At 66.2% G+C, this 15399-nt stretch carries 13 protein-coding genes; 1 reads left to right on the top strand and 12 read right to left on the bottom strand.

Annotation, left to right across the window (positions count from 1 at the left end; all coding sequences use genetic code 11):
• The first annotated feature begins 392 nt into the window (after window positions 1-392).
• The gene (gene rne / locus Q6A48_RS13975; protein ID WP_304554688.1) at window positions 393-3626 is read left to right on the top strand and encodes a ribonuclease E; all 3234 of its coding nucleotides are present in this window, start codon (window positions 393-395) and stop codon (window positions 3624-3626) included.
• Between the two features lie 191 nt (window positions 3627-3817).
• On the opposite strand, the gene Q6A48_RS13970 is transcribed toward rne, so the two are convergent.
• From Q6A48_RS13970 to Q6A48_RS13915, 12 genes are all read right to left on the bottom strand, one after another.
• On the bottom strand, window positions 3818-4408 hold the full coding sequence (locus tag Q6A48_RS13970; RefSeq protein ID WP_304554687.1) for a nucleotidyltransferase family protein: 591 nt from the start codon (window positions 4406-4408) through the stop codon (window positions 3818-3820).
• Window positions 4409-4428: 20 nt separating this feature from the next.
• The gene (locus Q6A48_RS13965) at window positions 4429-5400 is read right to left on the bottom strand and encodes an XdhC family protein (RefSeq protein WP_304554686.1); all 972 of its coding nucleotides are present in this window, start codon (window positions 5398-5400) and stop codon (window positions 4429-4431) included.
• Window positions 5400-7715 (bottom strand): xanthine dehydrogenase family protein molybdopterin-binding subunit, encoded by a 2316-nt coding sequence (locus Q6A48_RS13960; RefSeq protein WP_304554685.1) that lies wholly within the window; start codon window positions 7713-7715, stop codon window positions 5400-5402. Before Q6A48_RS13960 ends, Q6A48_RS13965 begins: the two co-directional genes overlap by 1 nt.
• Window positions 7712-8182, bottom strand: coding sequence for a (2Fe-2S)-binding protein (locus tag Q6A48_RS13955; RefSeq protein WP_304554684.1), 471 nt, complete (start codon window positions 8180-8182; stop codon window positions 7712-7714). Before Q6A48_RS13955 ends, Q6A48_RS13960 begins: the two co-directional genes overlap by 4 nt.
• 268 nt (window positions 8183-8450) lie before the next feature.
• A complete protein-coding gene (murB, locus tag Q6A48_RS13950; protein ID WP_304554683.1) occupies window positions 8451-9470 on the bottom strand; it encodes a UDP-N-acetylmuramate dehydrogenase in 1020 nt (339 codons plus the stop codon).
• The gene (locus tag Q6A48_RS13945; RefSeq protein WP_304554682.1) at window positions 9467-9931 is read right to left on the bottom strand and encodes a low molecular weight protein-tyrosine-phosphatase; all 465 of its coding nucleotides are present in this window, start codon (window positions 9929-9931) and stop codon (window positions 9467-9469) included. Before Q6A48_RS13945 ends, murB begins: the two co-directional genes overlap by 4 nt.
• Complete coding sequence (gene kdsB / locus Q6A48_RS13940) at window positions 9931-10695, bottom strand: 3-deoxy-manno-octulosonate cytidylyltransferase (protein WP_304554681.1); 765 nt, start codon at window positions 10693-10695, stop codon at window positions 9931-9933. Before kdsB ends, Q6A48_RS13945 begins: the two co-directional genes overlap by 1 nt.
• Window positions 10692-10877 (bottom strand): Trm112 family protein, encoded by a 186-nt coding sequence (locus Q6A48_RS13935; RefSeq protein ID WP_042728811.1) that lies wholly within the window; start codon window positions 10875-10877, stop codon window positions 10692-10694. The genes kdsB and Q6A48_RS13935 overlap by 4 nt, the downstream gene beginning before the upstream one ends.
• A gap of 24 nt (window positions 10878-10901) precedes the next feature.
• Window positions 10902-11912 carry a tetraacyldisaccharide 4'-kinase gene (gene lpxK / locus Q6A48_RS13930; RefSeq protein ID WP_304554680.1) on the bottom strand — a complete coding sequence of 337 codons (1011 nt, stop codon included), beginning with the start codon at window positions 11910-11912 and terminating at the stop codon, window positions 10902-10904.
• Window positions 11912-12340, bottom strand: coding sequence for a flagellar polar localization protein PocB (gene pocB / locus Q6A48_RS13925; protein WP_053123850.1), 429 nt, complete (start codon window positions 12338-12340; stop codon window positions 11912-11914). Before pocB ends, lpxK begins: the two co-directional genes overlap by 1 nt.
• On the bottom strand, window positions 12337-12972 hold the full coding sequence (gene pocA, locus Q6A48_RS13920; protein WP_304554679.1) for a flagellar polar localization protein PocA: 636 nt from the start codon (window positions 12970-12972) through the stop codon (window positions 12337-12339). Before pocA ends, pocB begins: the two co-directional genes overlap by 4 nt.
• Window positions 12973-13066: 94 nt before the next feature.
• The gene (locus Q6A48_RS13915; protein ID WP_304554678.1) at window positions 13067-15313 is read right to left on the bottom strand and encodes a DNA internalization-related competence protein ComEC/Rec2; all 2247 of its coding nucleotides are present in this window, start codon (window positions 15311-15313) and stop codon (window positions 13067-13069) included.
• Window positions 15314-15399: the final 86 nt, after the last annotated feature.

Below are 15399 nucleotides of genomic sequence, written 5' to 3'. Positions count from 1 at the left end.
AGCTTCGGAAACAACGCCTAAATGAGCCATGATGCGTGACCTCCCCTTCCGGAGCTCACGGTAAATGCCAACCCGCTGCGGATTCTGCGCGCGGCAGCACCCGAATTATCAGGGATACGTGTAGGGTGGAGATGTACAACCGTCGGACTGTGTAGCACTAGGCTTATATTTAGACGCTTCATCTCGTCCACAGGCGTCGGTTGATTCCTCCTCCTGACTGAGTGCTTGAGTACCAGCAAGCAGGACGCGTCCGTCGCGACTTCGCCATCATTGGGTCGAACTCGCTGGGCACTGGGGTGGCCCTGCCACTTCCAGGACGCACCTGACACCGACCGTGAGAAGTCGTGTGTGCCGAACGCCGTTTCCGGCAGCCCGGAAACCGACGGTACTACATGAAAAGAATGCTGATTAACGCAACTCAACCCGAAGAGTTGCGTGTTGCCCTGGTAGACGGCCAGCGCCTCTACGACCTGGATATCGAATCCGGTGCACGCGAGCAGAAGAAGGCCAACATCTACAAGGGCCGGATCACTCGCATCGAACCCAGCCTGGAGGCTGCCTTTGTCGATTTCGGCTCCGAGCGCCACGGCTTCCTGCCCCTCAAGGAAATCTCCCGCGAGTACTTCAAGAAAGCCCCTGAAGGTCGCGTCAACATCAAGGACGTCCTGAGCGAAGGCCAGGAAGTCATCGTCCAGGTCGAAAAAGAAGAGCGTGGCAACAAGGGCGCCGCCCTGACCACCTTCATCAGCCTGGCCGGCCGTTACCTGGTCCTGATGCCGAACAACCCGCGCGCCGGCGGCATCTCGCGCCGCATCGAAGGCGAAGAGCGCAACGAACTGCGTGAAGCCCTCAATGGCCTGGTCGCGCCAGCCGACATGGGCCTGATCGTTCGCACGGCCGGCCTCGGCCGCAGCAGCGAAGAGATGCAGTGGGACCTCGACTACCTGCTGCAACTGTGGACCGCCATCAAGGAAGCCTCGCTGGACCGCTCCGCGCCGTTCCTGATCTACCAGGAAAGCAACGTGATCATCCGGGCCATCCGCGATTACCTGCGCCAGGACATCGGCGAAGTGCTGATCGACAGCGTCGAAGCCCAGGACGAAGCCCTGACCTTCATCCGCCAGGTGATGCCGCAGTACGCCAGCAAGATCAAGCTGTACGAAGACAGCGTGCCGCTGTTCAACCGCTTCCAGATCGAAAGCCAGATCGAGACCGCCTTCCAGCGCGTCGTCGAGCTGCCGTCCGGTGGCTCCATCGTCATCGACCCGACCGAAGCCCTGGTGTCCATCGACATCAACTCGGCCCGCGCCACCAAAGGCAGCGACATCGAAGAAACCGCCCTGCAGACCAACCTTGAAGCGGCCGAGGAAATCGCCCGCCAGTTGCGCCTGCGCGATATCGGCGGCCTGATCGTCATCGACTTCATCGACATGACCCCGGCCAAGAACCAGCGCGCCGTGGAAGAAAAGGTCCGTGAATGCCTGGAAGCCGACCGTGCCCGCGTACAGGTCGGTCGCATCTCGCGCTTCGGCCTGCTGGAGATGTCCCGCCAGCGCCTGCGTCCCTCCCTGGGCGAGAGCAGCGGCATCGTCTGCCCACGCTGCAACGGCACCGGCATCATCCGTGACGTCGAGTCGCTGTCCCTGGCGATCCTGCGCCTGATCGAGGAAGAAGCCCTGAAGGACCGCACCGCCGAAGTGCGTGCCCAGGTGCCGATCCCGGTGGCCGCGTTCCTGCTCAACGAAAAACGCAACTCGATCACCAAGATCGAACTGCGCACCCGCGCCCGTATCGTCATCCTGCCGAACGACCACCTCGAGACGCCGCACTTCGAAGTGCAGCGCCTGCGCGATGACAGCCCGGAAGCCCACACCAACCAGTCCAGCTACGAGATCGCCGCTGCCGCTGCCGAAGCGGAAGACGTCCAGCCGGCCGCCGCCACCCGCACCCTGGTTCGCCAGGAAGCCGCGGTCAAGACCGCACCGGCCCGCGCCAACGCGCCAGTGCCGACCGAAGTCGCCGCCCCGGTTGCCGCACCGGCCGCCGCGCCCGAGCCAAGCCTGTTCAAGGGCCTGGTGAAGTCCCTGGTCAGCCTGTTCGCCACCAAGGAAGAGCCTGCCGCACCGGCCGTCGTTGCCAAGCCTGCCGCACCCGAGCGCCCTGCCCGTAACGAGGAACGCCGTAACGGTCGCCAGCAGACCCGCAACCGCAACGGTCGCCGTGACGAGGAGCGCAAGCCTCGCGAAGAACGTGCGCCACGTGAAGAACGCGCACCGCGCGAAGAGCGTGCACCGCGTGAAGAGCGCGCCCCACGCGAAGAGCGCCAGCCTCGCGAACTGCGTGAAGACGCCCCGGCCGTGGCCCGCGAAGAACGCGCACCGCGTCCGCCGCGTGAAGAGCGCCAGCCTCGCGCACCGCGTGAAGACCGCAAGCCGCGTGGCGAGCGTGAAGAACGTGTTCGCGAACTGCGTGAGCCCCTGGACGCCGCACCTGCTGCTGCCGCCACCGCTGAAGAGCGTCCGGCCCGCCAGCCTCGTGAAGAACGCGCACCGCGTCCGCCGCGTGAAGAGCGTCAACCACGCGCCGAGCAGGCCGCCGCTGCCAGTGAAGAAGAAGTGCTGAACGCCGAGGAACAACTGCAGGAAGACGGCCAGGACAACGCCGAAGGTGATCGTCCACGCCGCCGCTCCCGTGGCCAGCGTCGTCGCAGCAACCGTCGTGAGCGCCAGCGTGACGCCAACGGCAACGTGATCGAAGGTTCGGAAGAGTCCGAGTCCTCCGAGAACGCCCCGACCCCGAGCGCTGCCGACCTGGCTGCCGGCCTGGCCGTGACCGCCGCCGTGGCCAGCAGCGCCATCAGCGCCCCTGCCGAAGCCGAGGCTCACCAGCAGGCCGAACGTGCGACCGCTGCCGTGGAAAGCGCCCCGGTGGCTGAAGCGCCAGTGGTTGAAGCCACGACGCCGGTGCAAGCCACCGCTTCGCCGGAAGTTGAACGGGCCCCGGCGGCTGAACCCCAGGCGCAAACGCCAGTGGTTGCCGAGCCTGCACCGGTGGTCGAGCAGCCAGTGGTTGCCGCTGAACCGGTCGTTGAACCGGTCGTTGAAGCACCTGCCGCGCACCAGGCATCCGAGCCCGTGCGCGAAGAGCAGACCGCGTTCAACTGGAGCGCCGAGCCAGCCGCTCCGGCACCGGTTGCAGAGCCAGCGCCGACGCCAGAACCGGTGAAGGCGATCGAGCCTGCAGAGGTCGAGACTGCGCCCGTGGTCGAAGCCCCTGTCGTTGCCCCAGTGGCGGCGCCCGTGCAGGAGCCGGCACCTGCCAGCGCCCTGACCGAAAACGGCCGTGCACCGAACGATCCGCGTGAAGTGCGTCGTCGCAAGCGTGAAGCCGAGCGTCTGCAGAAGGAAGCCGAACAAGCTGCCGCTGCCCAGGCGCCTGCCGCCGAGCCTGCACCGGTCGTGGAAGTCGTCGAGGCGGCCCCTGCCCCGGCGGTTGAAACCATCGTCGAGCCAGCTCCGGCTGAATCGGCCCCGGTGATCGACGAGCCGCTTCACACCGCTGAAGAAGTCGCACCGCGTCACACTGAAGCCCTGGAAAAAGAGCACGAGCCTAAACCTCACGCCTGATTCCACCGCCCAGTAAAAAGCCCCGCCTGGTCATGCCAGGCGGGGCTTTTTTATGCCTGCGTACTTATCCACAGTGGGTTGATGCCCACTGGGGACCCACTGTGGGAGCGGGCCTGCCCGCGAAGGCGTCGGGCCAGGCGATACACCGCCTTCGCGAGCCACCCCGCTCCCACAAGGATCCGCGTCGCCTGTTATTTGAAGGCCAGGGCCTCGGGCCCATCGACGTCCCACGTCACACCCGGATCGTCCACCGGCACTTCGACCACGCGAGCCCCGGCAAACAACGCCTTGGCGCCGCGATCCCCGCTCAATGCCATCAGCTTCGCCGCAAATGCCCGGCCGAACCCGACCGGGTGACCATAATTACCCGCGAAAACCGGCACGCTGATGCCATCCTCATGAATCCCCTCCACCACCCGCTCGATACTCGACGGCAGGATGAACGGCATGTCGCCCAGCACAACCAGCCATCCCTCAAGGTCCGGGCAGGCCCGGACGCCCGCGGCAATGCTGTCGCCCAGCCCTGGGGAGTCCAGTTCCACGCAATCACACCCATAGGCCTGGGCCATGCGCACGGCTTGGGGACGGTCCTCACGGGTCACCAGCACGCGCCGCTCCAGATGGGCCGGCAGATTCACCAGCACCTGCTCGATCACCGATCGCACGCCGCCGTCACGCCCGGTGCAGTCGGCCAGCAGCTTGTCCTTGTCCGGGCCGGCCACCTGGCGGAAACGATTGCCCAAACCGGCTGCGAGAATGATCACGCCAATGGTTTCACTCATACGCCCTCCTTGCCTGCGACTTACAGCGATTTCTTCTGGCGCAGTTCAACGCCATTCTTGATCGCGACGATTTCGGCCAACAGCGACAAGGCGATCTCCGCCGGGGTGTGACTGCCGATGTGCAAGCCGATCGGCCCATGCAGCCGCTCGATGGCCTCATCGGACAAGCCTAGCTGAGCCAGGTTATCCCGGCGCTTCTGGCTGTTGACCCGCGAGCCCAGCGCACCGACATAAAAGGCCCTGGAGTCCAGCGCCGTCAGCAAGGCCATGTCATCCAGCCGCGGGTCGTGGGTCAAGGCGACGATGGCCGTGCGCTCGTCGGTCTGGATATTCAACACCGCCTCGTCGGGCATCCCCGTGACGAAGCGTCCGTGCTGTTCCTCCCAGCCATAGACGAACTCCTTGCGCGGATCGCAGATCAGCACCTCGAAGTCCAGCAAGCGGGCCATTTGCGCCACGTAGCGCGACAGTTGCCCGGCACCGATCAACAACAAACGCCAGCGCGGACCGTAGATGGCGCGCAGCGTGCGGCCATCGAACACCAGCCCATCGCCCTTGTCGGCCGGTGTCAATGTCACATGGCCGCCGGCGATATTCAGTTCGCGGGCGACAATCTCGTGGGCCTCGCAACGTCGCAACAGTTCAGCGACCCACTCAGGGTCGCCGATCCGTTCTTCAGTCAAGCGCAAGGTGCCGCCGCACGGCAGGCCGAAACGCGCCGCCTCTTCACGGGTGACACCATAGGTGATCATCTGCACCGGCGGGCCGTCCGCCGGGATGCGCCCGTCATGCAGCCGGGCGATCAGGTCATCCTCGACACAACCGCCCGACACCGAGCCGATCACCACGCCGTCTTCGCGCAGGGCCAGCATCGCCCCCGGCGGCCTGGGCGCGGTTCCCCAGGTCTGGACCACGGTGAACAACACCACCCGCTGCCCGGCGCGGCGCCACTGGAGCACGCTGCGCAGAACGTTCAGATCAACGCTGTCCATCAGGCGCTGGCCTGCTGCCAACCCTGCAACTGATAACGCACGGGCAAGCTACGAATGCGCTTGCCGGTGGCGGCGAACAGCGCATTGCACAGGGCCGGCGCAATCGGCGGCACACCCGGTTCGCCGACGCCGCCCAGCGGCACCTCGCCCGGCGGCGTCACCAGGTGCACCGCCACTTCCTTGGGCGCCAGGGACATGCGCGCCACTTCGTACATGTGGAAGTTGTCCTGCTGGACCTTGCCGTCCTTGAAGCTGATTTCCCCCACCATCGCGTTCCCCAGGCCCATGACACAGGCCCCTTCGAACTGCGAGCGAATACGCTCGGGGTTGATCTGCGGACCGCAATCCACGGCGATATCGGCCTTGTGCACGATCACCGTGCCATCGTCCTTGACCTCCACCTCGATGACCGCGGCGACATAGGTGACGAAGCTGTAGTGCACCGCCAGGCCGAGGCCGCGGCCCTTGGGCAGTGTCCGGCCCCAACCGGCGGCCTTGGCCGCTGTTTCCAGGACTGTCCTTATCCGCGCCGTGTCGATGGGATAACGTTCGGGCGACTCGCCGTAGTTCCACTCGTCGCTGACGGTGCGCGGATCGATCTTGCGGTCCGGACCGAGCAACTTGAGCTGGTACTTCAACGGATCCTGCCCAGCCTTGTGGGCCAGTTCATCGATGAAACTCTGGATCGCGAAGCCGTGGGGAATGTTCGACACCGAGCGGTACCAGCCCACCCGGGCATGTGCCGTCGCCTCGGGGTTCTCCATGCGCATGTTGGGAATAGCGTAGGCCATGTTGGTCACGCCCATGCCGATTTCGAACGGCGCTTCGTGGGTCATTCCCGGCGCGAACAGCGCGGTGATGCTCGGCGCCACGGTGCGGTGCAGCCAGCCGGACGGCATGCCGTCCTGGTTCAGGCCGGCCTTCAGGTATTCGGCCGATACGGTATGGAAGTACGAGTGGTGGATGTCGTCCTCGCGGGTCCATTGCACCCGGATCGCCTGGCCGGGGAATTCCTTGGCCAGCACCGCCGCCTCCACGACGAAATCCGGCTTGGACTTGCGCCCGAAACCACCGCCCAGCAACGTGATGTTCACCGTGACCTTGTCGAACCCGATGCCCAGGCGCTCGGCGATGCGCTCGCGCGTTACCTGCGGGGCCTGGCTCGGCGCCCAGGCTTCGCATTGGCCATCCTTGAAGCGAGCGACGGCGACCATCGGTTCCATCGGCGACTGGGACAGGTGCGGCAGGTAATACGCCGCCTCCAGCGTCGAGTCGGCCTTGGCCAGCGCGTCGTCGAGGTTACCGCTGCTGCGCACGACCTTGCCGGGCTTGAGGGCGGCCGCTTCCAGTTCCTTGCGATAGGCGATGGAGTCATAGCCGGCGTTCGGGCCGTCGTCCCATTCGATTTTCAGCGCTTCACGGCCCTTGATCGCCGCCCAGGTGTTCTTCGCCACCACCGCCACGCCGCCCAGGGGCTGGAATTCCGACGGCAGCGGGCGGCCTTCGATGGCCACCACCTTGACCACGCCGGGTACTTTCAGCGCGGCGCTGCTGTCCACGGCCCTGACCTTGCCACCATAGACCGGCGGGCGGGCCACGACGGCATAGAGCATGCCGTCGAAATGCACATCGGCGCCAAACACCGCGCGACCGTTGACGATGTCCGCGCCATCGATGGCGCGGCTCGCTTCCTTGCCGATGTAGCGAAATTCCGACGCCTGCTTCAGGCGCAAGCTGTCGCGGGCCGGCACGGGCAAGGCACTGGCAGCGGCCGCCAACGCGCCATACCCCAACTCCCGACCAGAGGGCTGGTGCAGCACTTTGTGCAACTGCGCCCGGCATTCCGTCACCGGGACGCCCCATTGCGCGGCAGCGGCCTGCTCCAGCATGGTCCGCGCGGCGGCCCCGCAGCGGCGCATCGGCTCGTACCAGTGACGCATGCTGCGCGAGCCGTCGGTGTCCTGGTTGCCGAAGCGCGCTTCATCGGCCGGTGCCTGTTGCACCTTCACCAGCGCCCAGTCGGCCTCCAGCTCGTCGGCCACGACCATGCTCAGGCTGGTGCGTACGCCCTGGCCCATTTCCGAACGGTTGCAGATCACCGTCACGCTGCCGTCGGCGGCAATGCTCACATACACCTTCGGATCATCGACCGCACCATGGGGCATGCCCTCGGCGCCGAATTTCTTGTCCTCGGCAAAGGCATCCGGCAGGCCCCAACTGGCGGCCAGCACCAGGACGCCGGTGGCGCTCGCGCCCTTGAGGAAACCGCGACGGCTGAGGTTGCTCAACACAAAATCCGTGGGCAAGCGGCTCATGCCTTGGCCTCCTTCAGGTGGGTGGAGGCTTGGCGGATGGCGGTCTTGATCCGGTTGTAGGTGCCGCACCGGCAGATGTTGCCGACCATGGCTTCCTCGATCTGCTCATCGCTCGGGTTGGGGTTGGTCTTGAGCAAGGCCGTCGCGGACATGATCTGTCCGCCCTGGCAGAAACCGCACTGGGCCACGGCGGTATCGAGCCAGGCCTTCTGCACGACTTGCCCGATCGGGTCGGCGTGCAGTTCGTCGATGGTGCTGATGGCTTGCCCTTGCACCGAGCCGATGGGGGTGATGCAACTGCGCGCAGGGGCGCCGTCGATGTGGATGGTGCACGCGCCGCACAGGCCCATGCCGCAGCCGAACTTGGTGCCGTTGTAGCCGGCGACATCGCGGATCGCCCAGAGCAGCGGCATGTCCTCGGTCACATCCAGTTGATGGTCTTTTCCATTGAGTTTCAGGGTAATCATGGGCACGCCCGCATAGTGGTCGAGTTATGGGGTCGAGCAATCTGCCGCTTGGGTAACGGTTCGGGTATCGCAGACTGGCTCAGGCTGATCGGCTCTCTTATGCACACGCACACAGGCGTCTGCACCGGGCCTTGCGGATGCGATGGTCGCATCGTTTGGAGGCTAAATTAACCCAGGATCAAGCAAAACGCCCTGCACAATCCTGCACAAATGCTCTTTGCGCACGATTGGACAGGGCGTCGCCGGGTCGTCATGACCAAAGACCGGTTCAGTAGCGGTTGGGTTCCATTTCCAGCTCCACCTGGAAACGCTCGGCGATGTCTCTCTGGATGCGCTGGGCCAGTTCCAGCAATTGCAGGCCCGTGGCGCCGCCGTGGTTGACCAGCACCAGGGCCTGCAACGCATGCACCCCGGCGTCACCCTCGCGGAAACCTTTCCAGCCGGCCCGTTCGATCAGCCATCCGGCGGCGATTTTCATCTGCCCTCCAGGCTGTGGATAAGCCACCAGGTCCGGGTATTGCTGCTTGAGGTGCGCGACATGCTCGGCCGGCACCAGCGGGTTCTTGAAGAAACTGCCGGCATTGCCGAGCACCGCCGGGTCCGGGAGTTTCTCGCTACGGATGCTGCAAATGGCCCGGCTGACATCCGTCGGGGTCGCCTGGTCGATGCCCTGCTCGTTCAACCGCTGGCGGACCGGGCCGTAGTCCAGGTGCAGGTGGGCGGCGCGACTGAGGGCGAAGCGCACCCGCAGGATCAACCAGCGGCCCGCTTGCTGCTTGAACAGGCTGTCGCGATAAGCGAAGCGGCATTGCTCCAGGTTGAACTCGCGTAATTCGCCGGTCTGGCGATCGAGTGCCGTGAGGCCGGCGAAAACGTCCTTGACCTCCACGCCGTAGGCGCCGATGTTCTGCATCGGGGCCGCGCCGACGGTGCCAGGAATCAGGCTGAGATTCTCCAGCCCCGACCAGCCTTGCGCCAGCGTGTACTGGACAAAGGGGTGCCAGGGTTCGCCGGCTTCGGCCTCGACCACCACCCGTTCGCCGTCATCGCTGAGCAAGCGAATCCCCTGGCTGGCCATGCGCAACACCAGCGCGTCGATGTCCCCGGTCAGCAACAGGTTGCTGCCACCGCCAATCACCAGCAGCGGTACGTCGTGGTCGCGGGCATAGGCCAGCGCCTCGCGGACATCCCCGTCGCCGTGGGCCTCGGCGAACAAGCGTGCCGCCACGTCGACGCCGAAACTGTTGAACGGCTTGAGGCTGACGCCGGCCTGTAGCTGCAAGGTCATAACCGTCCCTTCAATTCGATCACCAGGCGATCCGTGGCCTGTTCAATCAGGTCCAGCACCTGCTCGAAACCTTGTTCGCCGTCGTAGTACGGGTCCGGCACCTCGTCGAGTTCGGCTTCGTAGCGGCGCAGGAACAGGTCCAGCTCGGCCCTGCCCTTGGCCGGCTGCAGGGCCTTGAGATTGCGCAGGTTGCTGTTGTCCATGGCCAGGATCAGGTCGTAGGCCGCGAAGTCGGCGCGGGTCACCTGCTGGGCACGCTGGGCCGACAGGTCGTAGCCACGGCGCAGGGCCGCGGCCTGGCTGCGTTTGTCCGGGGCCTTGCCGACATGCCAGTCACCGGTGCCGGCGGAGGCGACCTCGACCTGGTCGGCCAGGCCGGCCTCGCGCAGCTTGTGCCGCAGGATGCCTTCGGCGGTGGGTGAACGGCAGATGTTGCCGAGGCAGACGAACAGAACCCGCATCAGGCCTCCAGCAGGCGACGAACGCGCTCGAGGTCTTCCGGGGTGTCGACCCCTGTCGGCGGGGCGACCAGCGCATCGGCGACATGAATCCGCACGCCGTGCCACAAGGCGCGCAGTTGCTCCAGCGCCTCGGTGTCTTCCAGCCAGCAGGGCCCCCAGGCGACGAAATCCTGGAGAAAGCCTGCGCGGTAGGCATAGATGCCGATGTGGCGACGATACGGCACGCCTTCGGGCATCACGTCGCGGCCCTGGGCGAATGCTTCGCGGGCCCACGGCAATGTCGTGCGGCTGAAGGTCAGGGCCAGGCCGTTGAGGTCACTGACCACCTTGACCACGTTGGGATTGAACAGGGCCTGCACGTCGTCGATCGGTTCGGCCAGGGTGGCCATGCGCGCCTCGGTGTGGGCCGCGAGGTTGGCGGCGACCTGATCGATCACGCTGGGCGGGATCAGCGGCTCGTCGCCCTGGACGTTGACCACGATGGCCTCCGGTTCAAGGCCGAGCTTCACCGCGACTTCCGCCAGGCGATCGGTGCCGGAATTGTGGTCCTCGCGCGTCAGCACGACGTCGGCGCCGAAGCCCTTGCAGGCCTCGACGATGCGCGCATCGTCAGTCGCCACCACCACACGCTGGGCGCTGCTCTTGCAAGCCTGCTCCCACACATGCTGGATCATCGGCTTGCCGGCGATCGACAGCAGTGGCTTGCCTGGCAGGCGCGTCGAGGCGAAGCGCGACGGAATGACAACGGTAAAGGCGGTGGTCATTTATCCAGGCGCTCGTCGGTGCTCAGGGTCCGGGCTTCGCTTTCGAGCATCACCGGGATGCCGTCACGAATCGGGTAGGCCAGGCCGGCGCCCTTGCTGATCAGTTCGGTCTTGTCGGCGCTGAGCTTGAGCGGTCCCTTGCAGACCGGGCAGGCCAGGATATCGAGCAGTTTGGTGTCCATGGAAATTCCCTTGGATGAAAGGTGTTAAGGCAAAAGTCGATCCGGCAACAGGCGCATCAGTTGGGTGTCGAACCAGGTCGCGAAGGCCGGTGACGGCGCAGCATCCACCGCCAGGTACCACCAGTCGGGACCGGCGAAGGCACGGCACTTGACCGCGTCCTTTTCCGTCATGACCAATGGCAGCGAAGGCGTGAAATCCAGGGCCTGGGCGCTGTAGTGGGCATGGTCGGCAAACCCGTGCGGTATGGGTCGCCAGTGTAGCGTCTCGAGGGTCTTGAAGAAACGCTGGGGATTGCCGATGCCGGCCACGGCGTGCAAGGCCTGGCCGGGCGGGAAATGGTCGAGGTCGCGGCGTTCGCCGCTGGCCAGGTTCACCAGGGCAGTGGGCCGCAGTTCAAAGGCGAAGCCATCGTCGCGATCGGCGCGGGCGCCGTTGTACAGCACGGCATCGACCGCTTGCAGGCGCTCGACCGGCTCGCGCAACGGCCCGGCCGGCAGGCAGCGGCGATTGCCCAGGCCGCGGGCGCTGTCGATCAGCACCAGCTCCAGGTCCCGGGCCATACGGTAATGCTGCATGCCATCGTCGGACAGGATCAGGTCCAGCGCCTCGCGCTCCAACAGCGCCTGGACCGCGCGGCTGCGCTGCGGGTCGATCATCAGCGGCACGCCGGTGCGCTGGACGATCAACAGCGGTTCGTCGCCGGCCACGTCGGCGCCCTGCCCGGCCTCGACCCGCCATGGCAGCTGCGGCGGCTTGGCACCATAGCCGCGGCTGACCACGCCGACCCGCAGGCCGCTGCGCTGGCAATGCTCGATCAGCCACAGGATCATCGGCGTCTTGCCGGTCCCGCCGACCGTGATATTGCCGACCACCACCAACGGCACGGGCGGTTGGTAGATCGAGCCGTCACCGGCCAGGAAGCGCTCGCGCTTGCGCACGACTACGCGCCGGTACAACCACTCCAGCGGCCGCAGCAGCGCCAGGGCCGGATGCCCCTGGTACCACGCGGCAAGCAAACGATCGGACATGGCCATCAGGGTGCGGGCGCCGCCTCGACCGTGGTCATGCGCAAATGGCTGAAACCGAGCTTGCCGGCTGCATCCATGGCGGTGATCACCGATTGATGAGGGGTCTTGCCGTCGGCGCTGATGGACAACGGCAGGTTGGTGTCGCCGCCGGACTCTTTCTGCAGGGCCTCGATCAGGCTCGCCAGGTCACTCTTGGGCAGCAGTTGGTTGTTCACCGAGAACGCCCCTTCGGCGCTGATGGTGACTTCCAGGTTCTTGAGTTGCTGGTCCTCGGCCGGCGAGCCACTGACGGCCTGAGGTAACTCGACCTTGAGCTGGGTTTCCCGGGTGAAGGTGGTGGTCACGACGAAAAACAGCAGCAGGATGAACACCACGTCGATCAACGACGCCAGGTTGATCTCGATGTTTTCCCGGGGTTTGCGACGGAATTTCACTTCTTGTCCCCGGCCAGGTCCACATCACGATCGCCCTGCACCACCTCGACCAGCTTGATGGCTTCCTGCTCCATGCCCACCACGAGTTCGTCGACGCGGCGTTGCAGGAACCGGTGGAAAAACACCGAGGGGATACCCACCATCAGGCCGGCAGCGGTGGTGATCAGCGCCTTGGAGATCCCGCCCGCGAGCACGGCGGCGTTGGTGGACATGCCGGAACCGGTGAAGGCGCTGAAGATATCGATCATGCCCAGCACCGTACCCAGCAGGCCCAGCAACGGGGACATGGCGGCGATGGTGCCCAGGGCGTTGATGTAACGCTCCAGCTCATGGATGACCCGGGCGGCGGCTTCCTCGATGCATTCCTTCATGATCTCGCGACCATGCTTGGAGTTCGCCAGGCCGGCGGCGAGGATCTCCCCCAGGGGAGAGCTGGCGCGCAGCTCCTTGAGTTTGTCCTTGTTCAGCTGCTTGTCCTTGATCCACACCCAGACCTGCCCGAGCAGGTGCTCCGGGGTCACGCGGCTGGCCCGCAGGGTCCACAGGCGTTCGGCAACGATACCCAATGCCGCGATGGAACTCAGAATGATCGGCAACATCATCCAGCCGCCGGATTTGACCAATTCCCACACAGTGACTGCCCCCTCGAAAAAGTGCGCCACTTTATCACACAGACTCGCCTTGGAGACCCGGCTCGCCGATAGGCGCGCGCCCGCTTGAGCTGGATCAATGCTCGCCCGGGGCGCCGGAGGGCGGTGGGTCGCGCCAGTAGCGGCGCTGCCCGGCCTGGGTCCGCGGCGGGGCAAAGGCGCCCAGTTGCAGACGAATGGCACCTTGTTCGGCGCTGTCGTAGATCGCCATCCCCGCGCGCCGGTAGCGGGCCATCACCTGGGGATGAGGATGGCCAAAGGCATTGCCCTGGCCGCGCGAAATCAGCACCGAGTGAGGCTTGAGGCGTGCCAGCAGCGCCATTGATGACGAACTGCGGCTGCCATGATGGGGCGCGGCCAGCCAGTGGATCGGCAGCGCCAGGGGACCGTCGAGCAAGGCGCGCTCGGCCTGGCGATCGATGTCGCCGGTCAGCAACAAGCGTTCGCCACCCGCCTCCACCAACAAGACGCAAGATTTCTGGTTGCTGTCGACGGCAGAGGACCAGTGCCACAACTCGAAGCCGACGCCGTCCCACTCCCATCGCTGGCCGCTGTCGCAGGGGCCGGCCGACAGCGCCTCGGGCAGCGCGGCAGGATCGCCACTGATCAACCGCCGGGTGGGTAGCCCGTTGCGCACCGCCTGGGCACCGCCGGCATGGTCGGCATCGGCATGGCTGAGCAGCATCAGGTCCAACCCTCGCACGCCCAGCTTGCGCAAGGTGGGCAGCACGACACGCTCGCCCGCATCGGCGTCGCCGAAACGCGGCCCGGCGTCGTAGAGCAAGGCATGGCCCCGGGTGCGCACCAGCACTGCCAACCCCTGGCCCACGTCCAACTGCCAGATTTCGGCCTGGCCGGGCGGCAGGGTTTCCCGTGGCGCCAAGACCATCAAGGGCAACATCGGCCAGCCCAGCACGCGTAGCGGCACCCCCTTGGGCAACAACAGCAGGAACGCCCCCAGCGCGGCGATCCCCAGAGCCCACGGCGGAACCGCCGCTGAGTTCCAGGCAGGCACCTGCCCGGCCACCCGCGCCAGCCCCCGGAACCACAGGTCGAGCAGCCCTCCGGCGATCCACAACAGGCCCTCGCCCATGAACGGCACGGGCAGCAGCAACGTCCCGAGCAGCGCCGGCGGCAGCACCAGCAGGCTGATCCAGGGCACCGCCAGCAGGTTGACCAACGGTCCGCTGAGGCTGACCGGTAACCCCAGGATCAACAACAACGGACACAGTCCAAGGGCAACCAGCCACTGCGCCCGGGTCCAGGTTTGCCACCAGCGCCAGGGCCCCAGGCGGCCGCCGAAGGTGAACATCAGGATCGCCACGGCGGCGAATGACAGCCAGAACCCCGGCCGCAGGCAGGCGAGCGGATCGAACAAAAGCACCCCATCGAACGCCAGCAACCAGGCCCGCCAGGGCGCCGGGGGCTTGAAGCGCCAACGCCACAGCAACACCAGGCCGATCATCGCGCAGGCCCGCCGCACCGGCACCTCGAACCCGGCCAGCAAGCCGTAGCCCAGCGCCGCCATGAAAGCCAGCGCGCAGGCCCAGGGCAGCCACGGCAGGCTCACTGGCCACAAGCCAACACGCGCCGCCCCCGCCACCAGCAGGTACACCAGGCCGGCGAGCAGGCCAATGTGCTGCCCGGAGATCACCAGCAGGTGGACCGTGCCGGTGTCTTGCAGCACCCGCCAGTCTTCGCGGCTCAACCCGCCGCCATCCCCCAGCACCAACGCCATCAGCGCACCCGACCGGCCCTGGGCATCGACCCCCGCCAACGCCTGGCGCACTCCATCGCGCCAGGCGCCCTGGGCCGGCTGCAGCAGCTGGCCTTCCTTGATCGTACCGGTGGCGCCGACGCCCCGGCTCAACAACCAGGCCTCGTAGTCGAAACCATGAGGGTTCGACAGCCCGGCGGGCCGCTTGAGCTTGACCGCCAGTCGCCAACGCTCGCCACTGCTGACCGGCGGCCCTGCGAACCAGGCGAGTCGCATCAACGCCGGCAGCCGGTCGCGTCGTGAGCGGGCATCGGCCAGTTCGAAGCGCACCACGCCATCGCCCTGTTGCGGCAAACCGACGACGCGTCCTTCGACCCAACGGGTTTCCCCGTCCAGCGCGACCGGCAACCGGTCGTCCAGCGCGGACTGCGCCGACAGGCACGCCCAGGCCAATCCGCAGAGGAAGAACCCCAGCGGGTAGGTTCGAAACGGCAGCGTCATCAGTGCCAGTACCGGCAGCGCCACGATCAACCACGGCGGCGGCAACGCCGGGAAAAAAACCGGGGCCACCAGCCCCACTGCAAGCGCGACCAAACCCGTGCGCATGACCCATCCTTGAGAGTTGCCCTCTCCAGGCTTAGCCGCTGGATCGCACCCCGGGCGTTATCAATTGTCACAAAGTCTGAATCTGC

Origin of the sequence: Pseudomonas citrullilanati, assembly GCF_030580855.1 — a bacterium.
Lineage (GTDB): Bacteria > Pseudomonadota > Gammaproteobacteria > Pseudomonadales > Pseudomonadaceae > Aquipseudomonas > Aquipseudomonas citrulli.
Note: the sequence above shows the minus strand (reverse complement) of the source record. Positions and strands in the feature narration are given on the sequence as shown.

Excerpts from the sequence above, each read along its gene's own strand:
- Q6A48_RS13955 (WP_304554684.1), bottom strand. The coding sequence starts at position 8,182 with ATGATTACCCTGAAACTCAATGGAAAAGACCATCAACTGGATGTGACC.
- Q6A48_RS13935 (WP_042728811.1), bottom strand. The coding sequence starts at position 10,877 with ATGGACACCAAACTGCTCGATATCCTGGCCTGCCCGGTCTGCAAGGGA.
- rne (WP_304554688.1), top strand. The coding sequence starts at position 393 with ATGAAAAGAATGCTGATTAACGCAACTCAACCCGAAGAGTTGCGTGTT.
- kdsB (WP_304554681.1), bottom strand. The coding sequence starts at position 10,695 with ATGACCACCGCCTTTACCGTTGTCATTCCGTCGCGCTTCGCCTCGACG.
- murB (WP_304554683.1), bottom strand. The coding sequence starts at position 9,470 with ATGACCTTGCAGCTACAGGCCGGCGTCAGCCTCAAGCCGTTCAACAGT.
- Q6A48_RS13965 (WP_304554686.1), bottom strand. The coding sequence starts at position 5,400 with ATGGACAGCGTTGATCTGAACGTTCTGCGCAGCGTGCTCCAGTGGCGC.
- Q6A48_RS13945 (WP_304554682.1), bottom strand. The coding sequence starts at position 9,931 with ATGCGGGTTCTGTTCGTCTGCCTCGGCAACATCTGCCGTTCACCCACC.
- lpxK (WP_304554680.1), bottom strand. The coding sequence starts at position 11,912 with ATGGCCATGTCCGATCGTTTGCTTGCCGCGTGGTACCAGGGGCATCCG.
- Q6A48_RS13960 (WP_304554685.1), bottom strand. The coding sequence starts at position 7,715 with ATGAGCCGCTTGCCCACGGATTTTGTGTTGAGCAACCTCAGCCGTCGC.
- Q6A48_RS13915 (WP_304554678.1), bottom strand. The coding sequence starts at position 15,313 with ATGCGCACGGGTTTGGTCGCGCTTGCAGTGGGGCTGGTGGCCCCGGTT.
- Q6A48_RS13970 (WP_304554687.1), bottom strand. The coding sequence starts at position 4,408 with ATGAGTGAAACCATTGGCGTGATCATTCTCGCAGCCGGTTTGGGCAAT.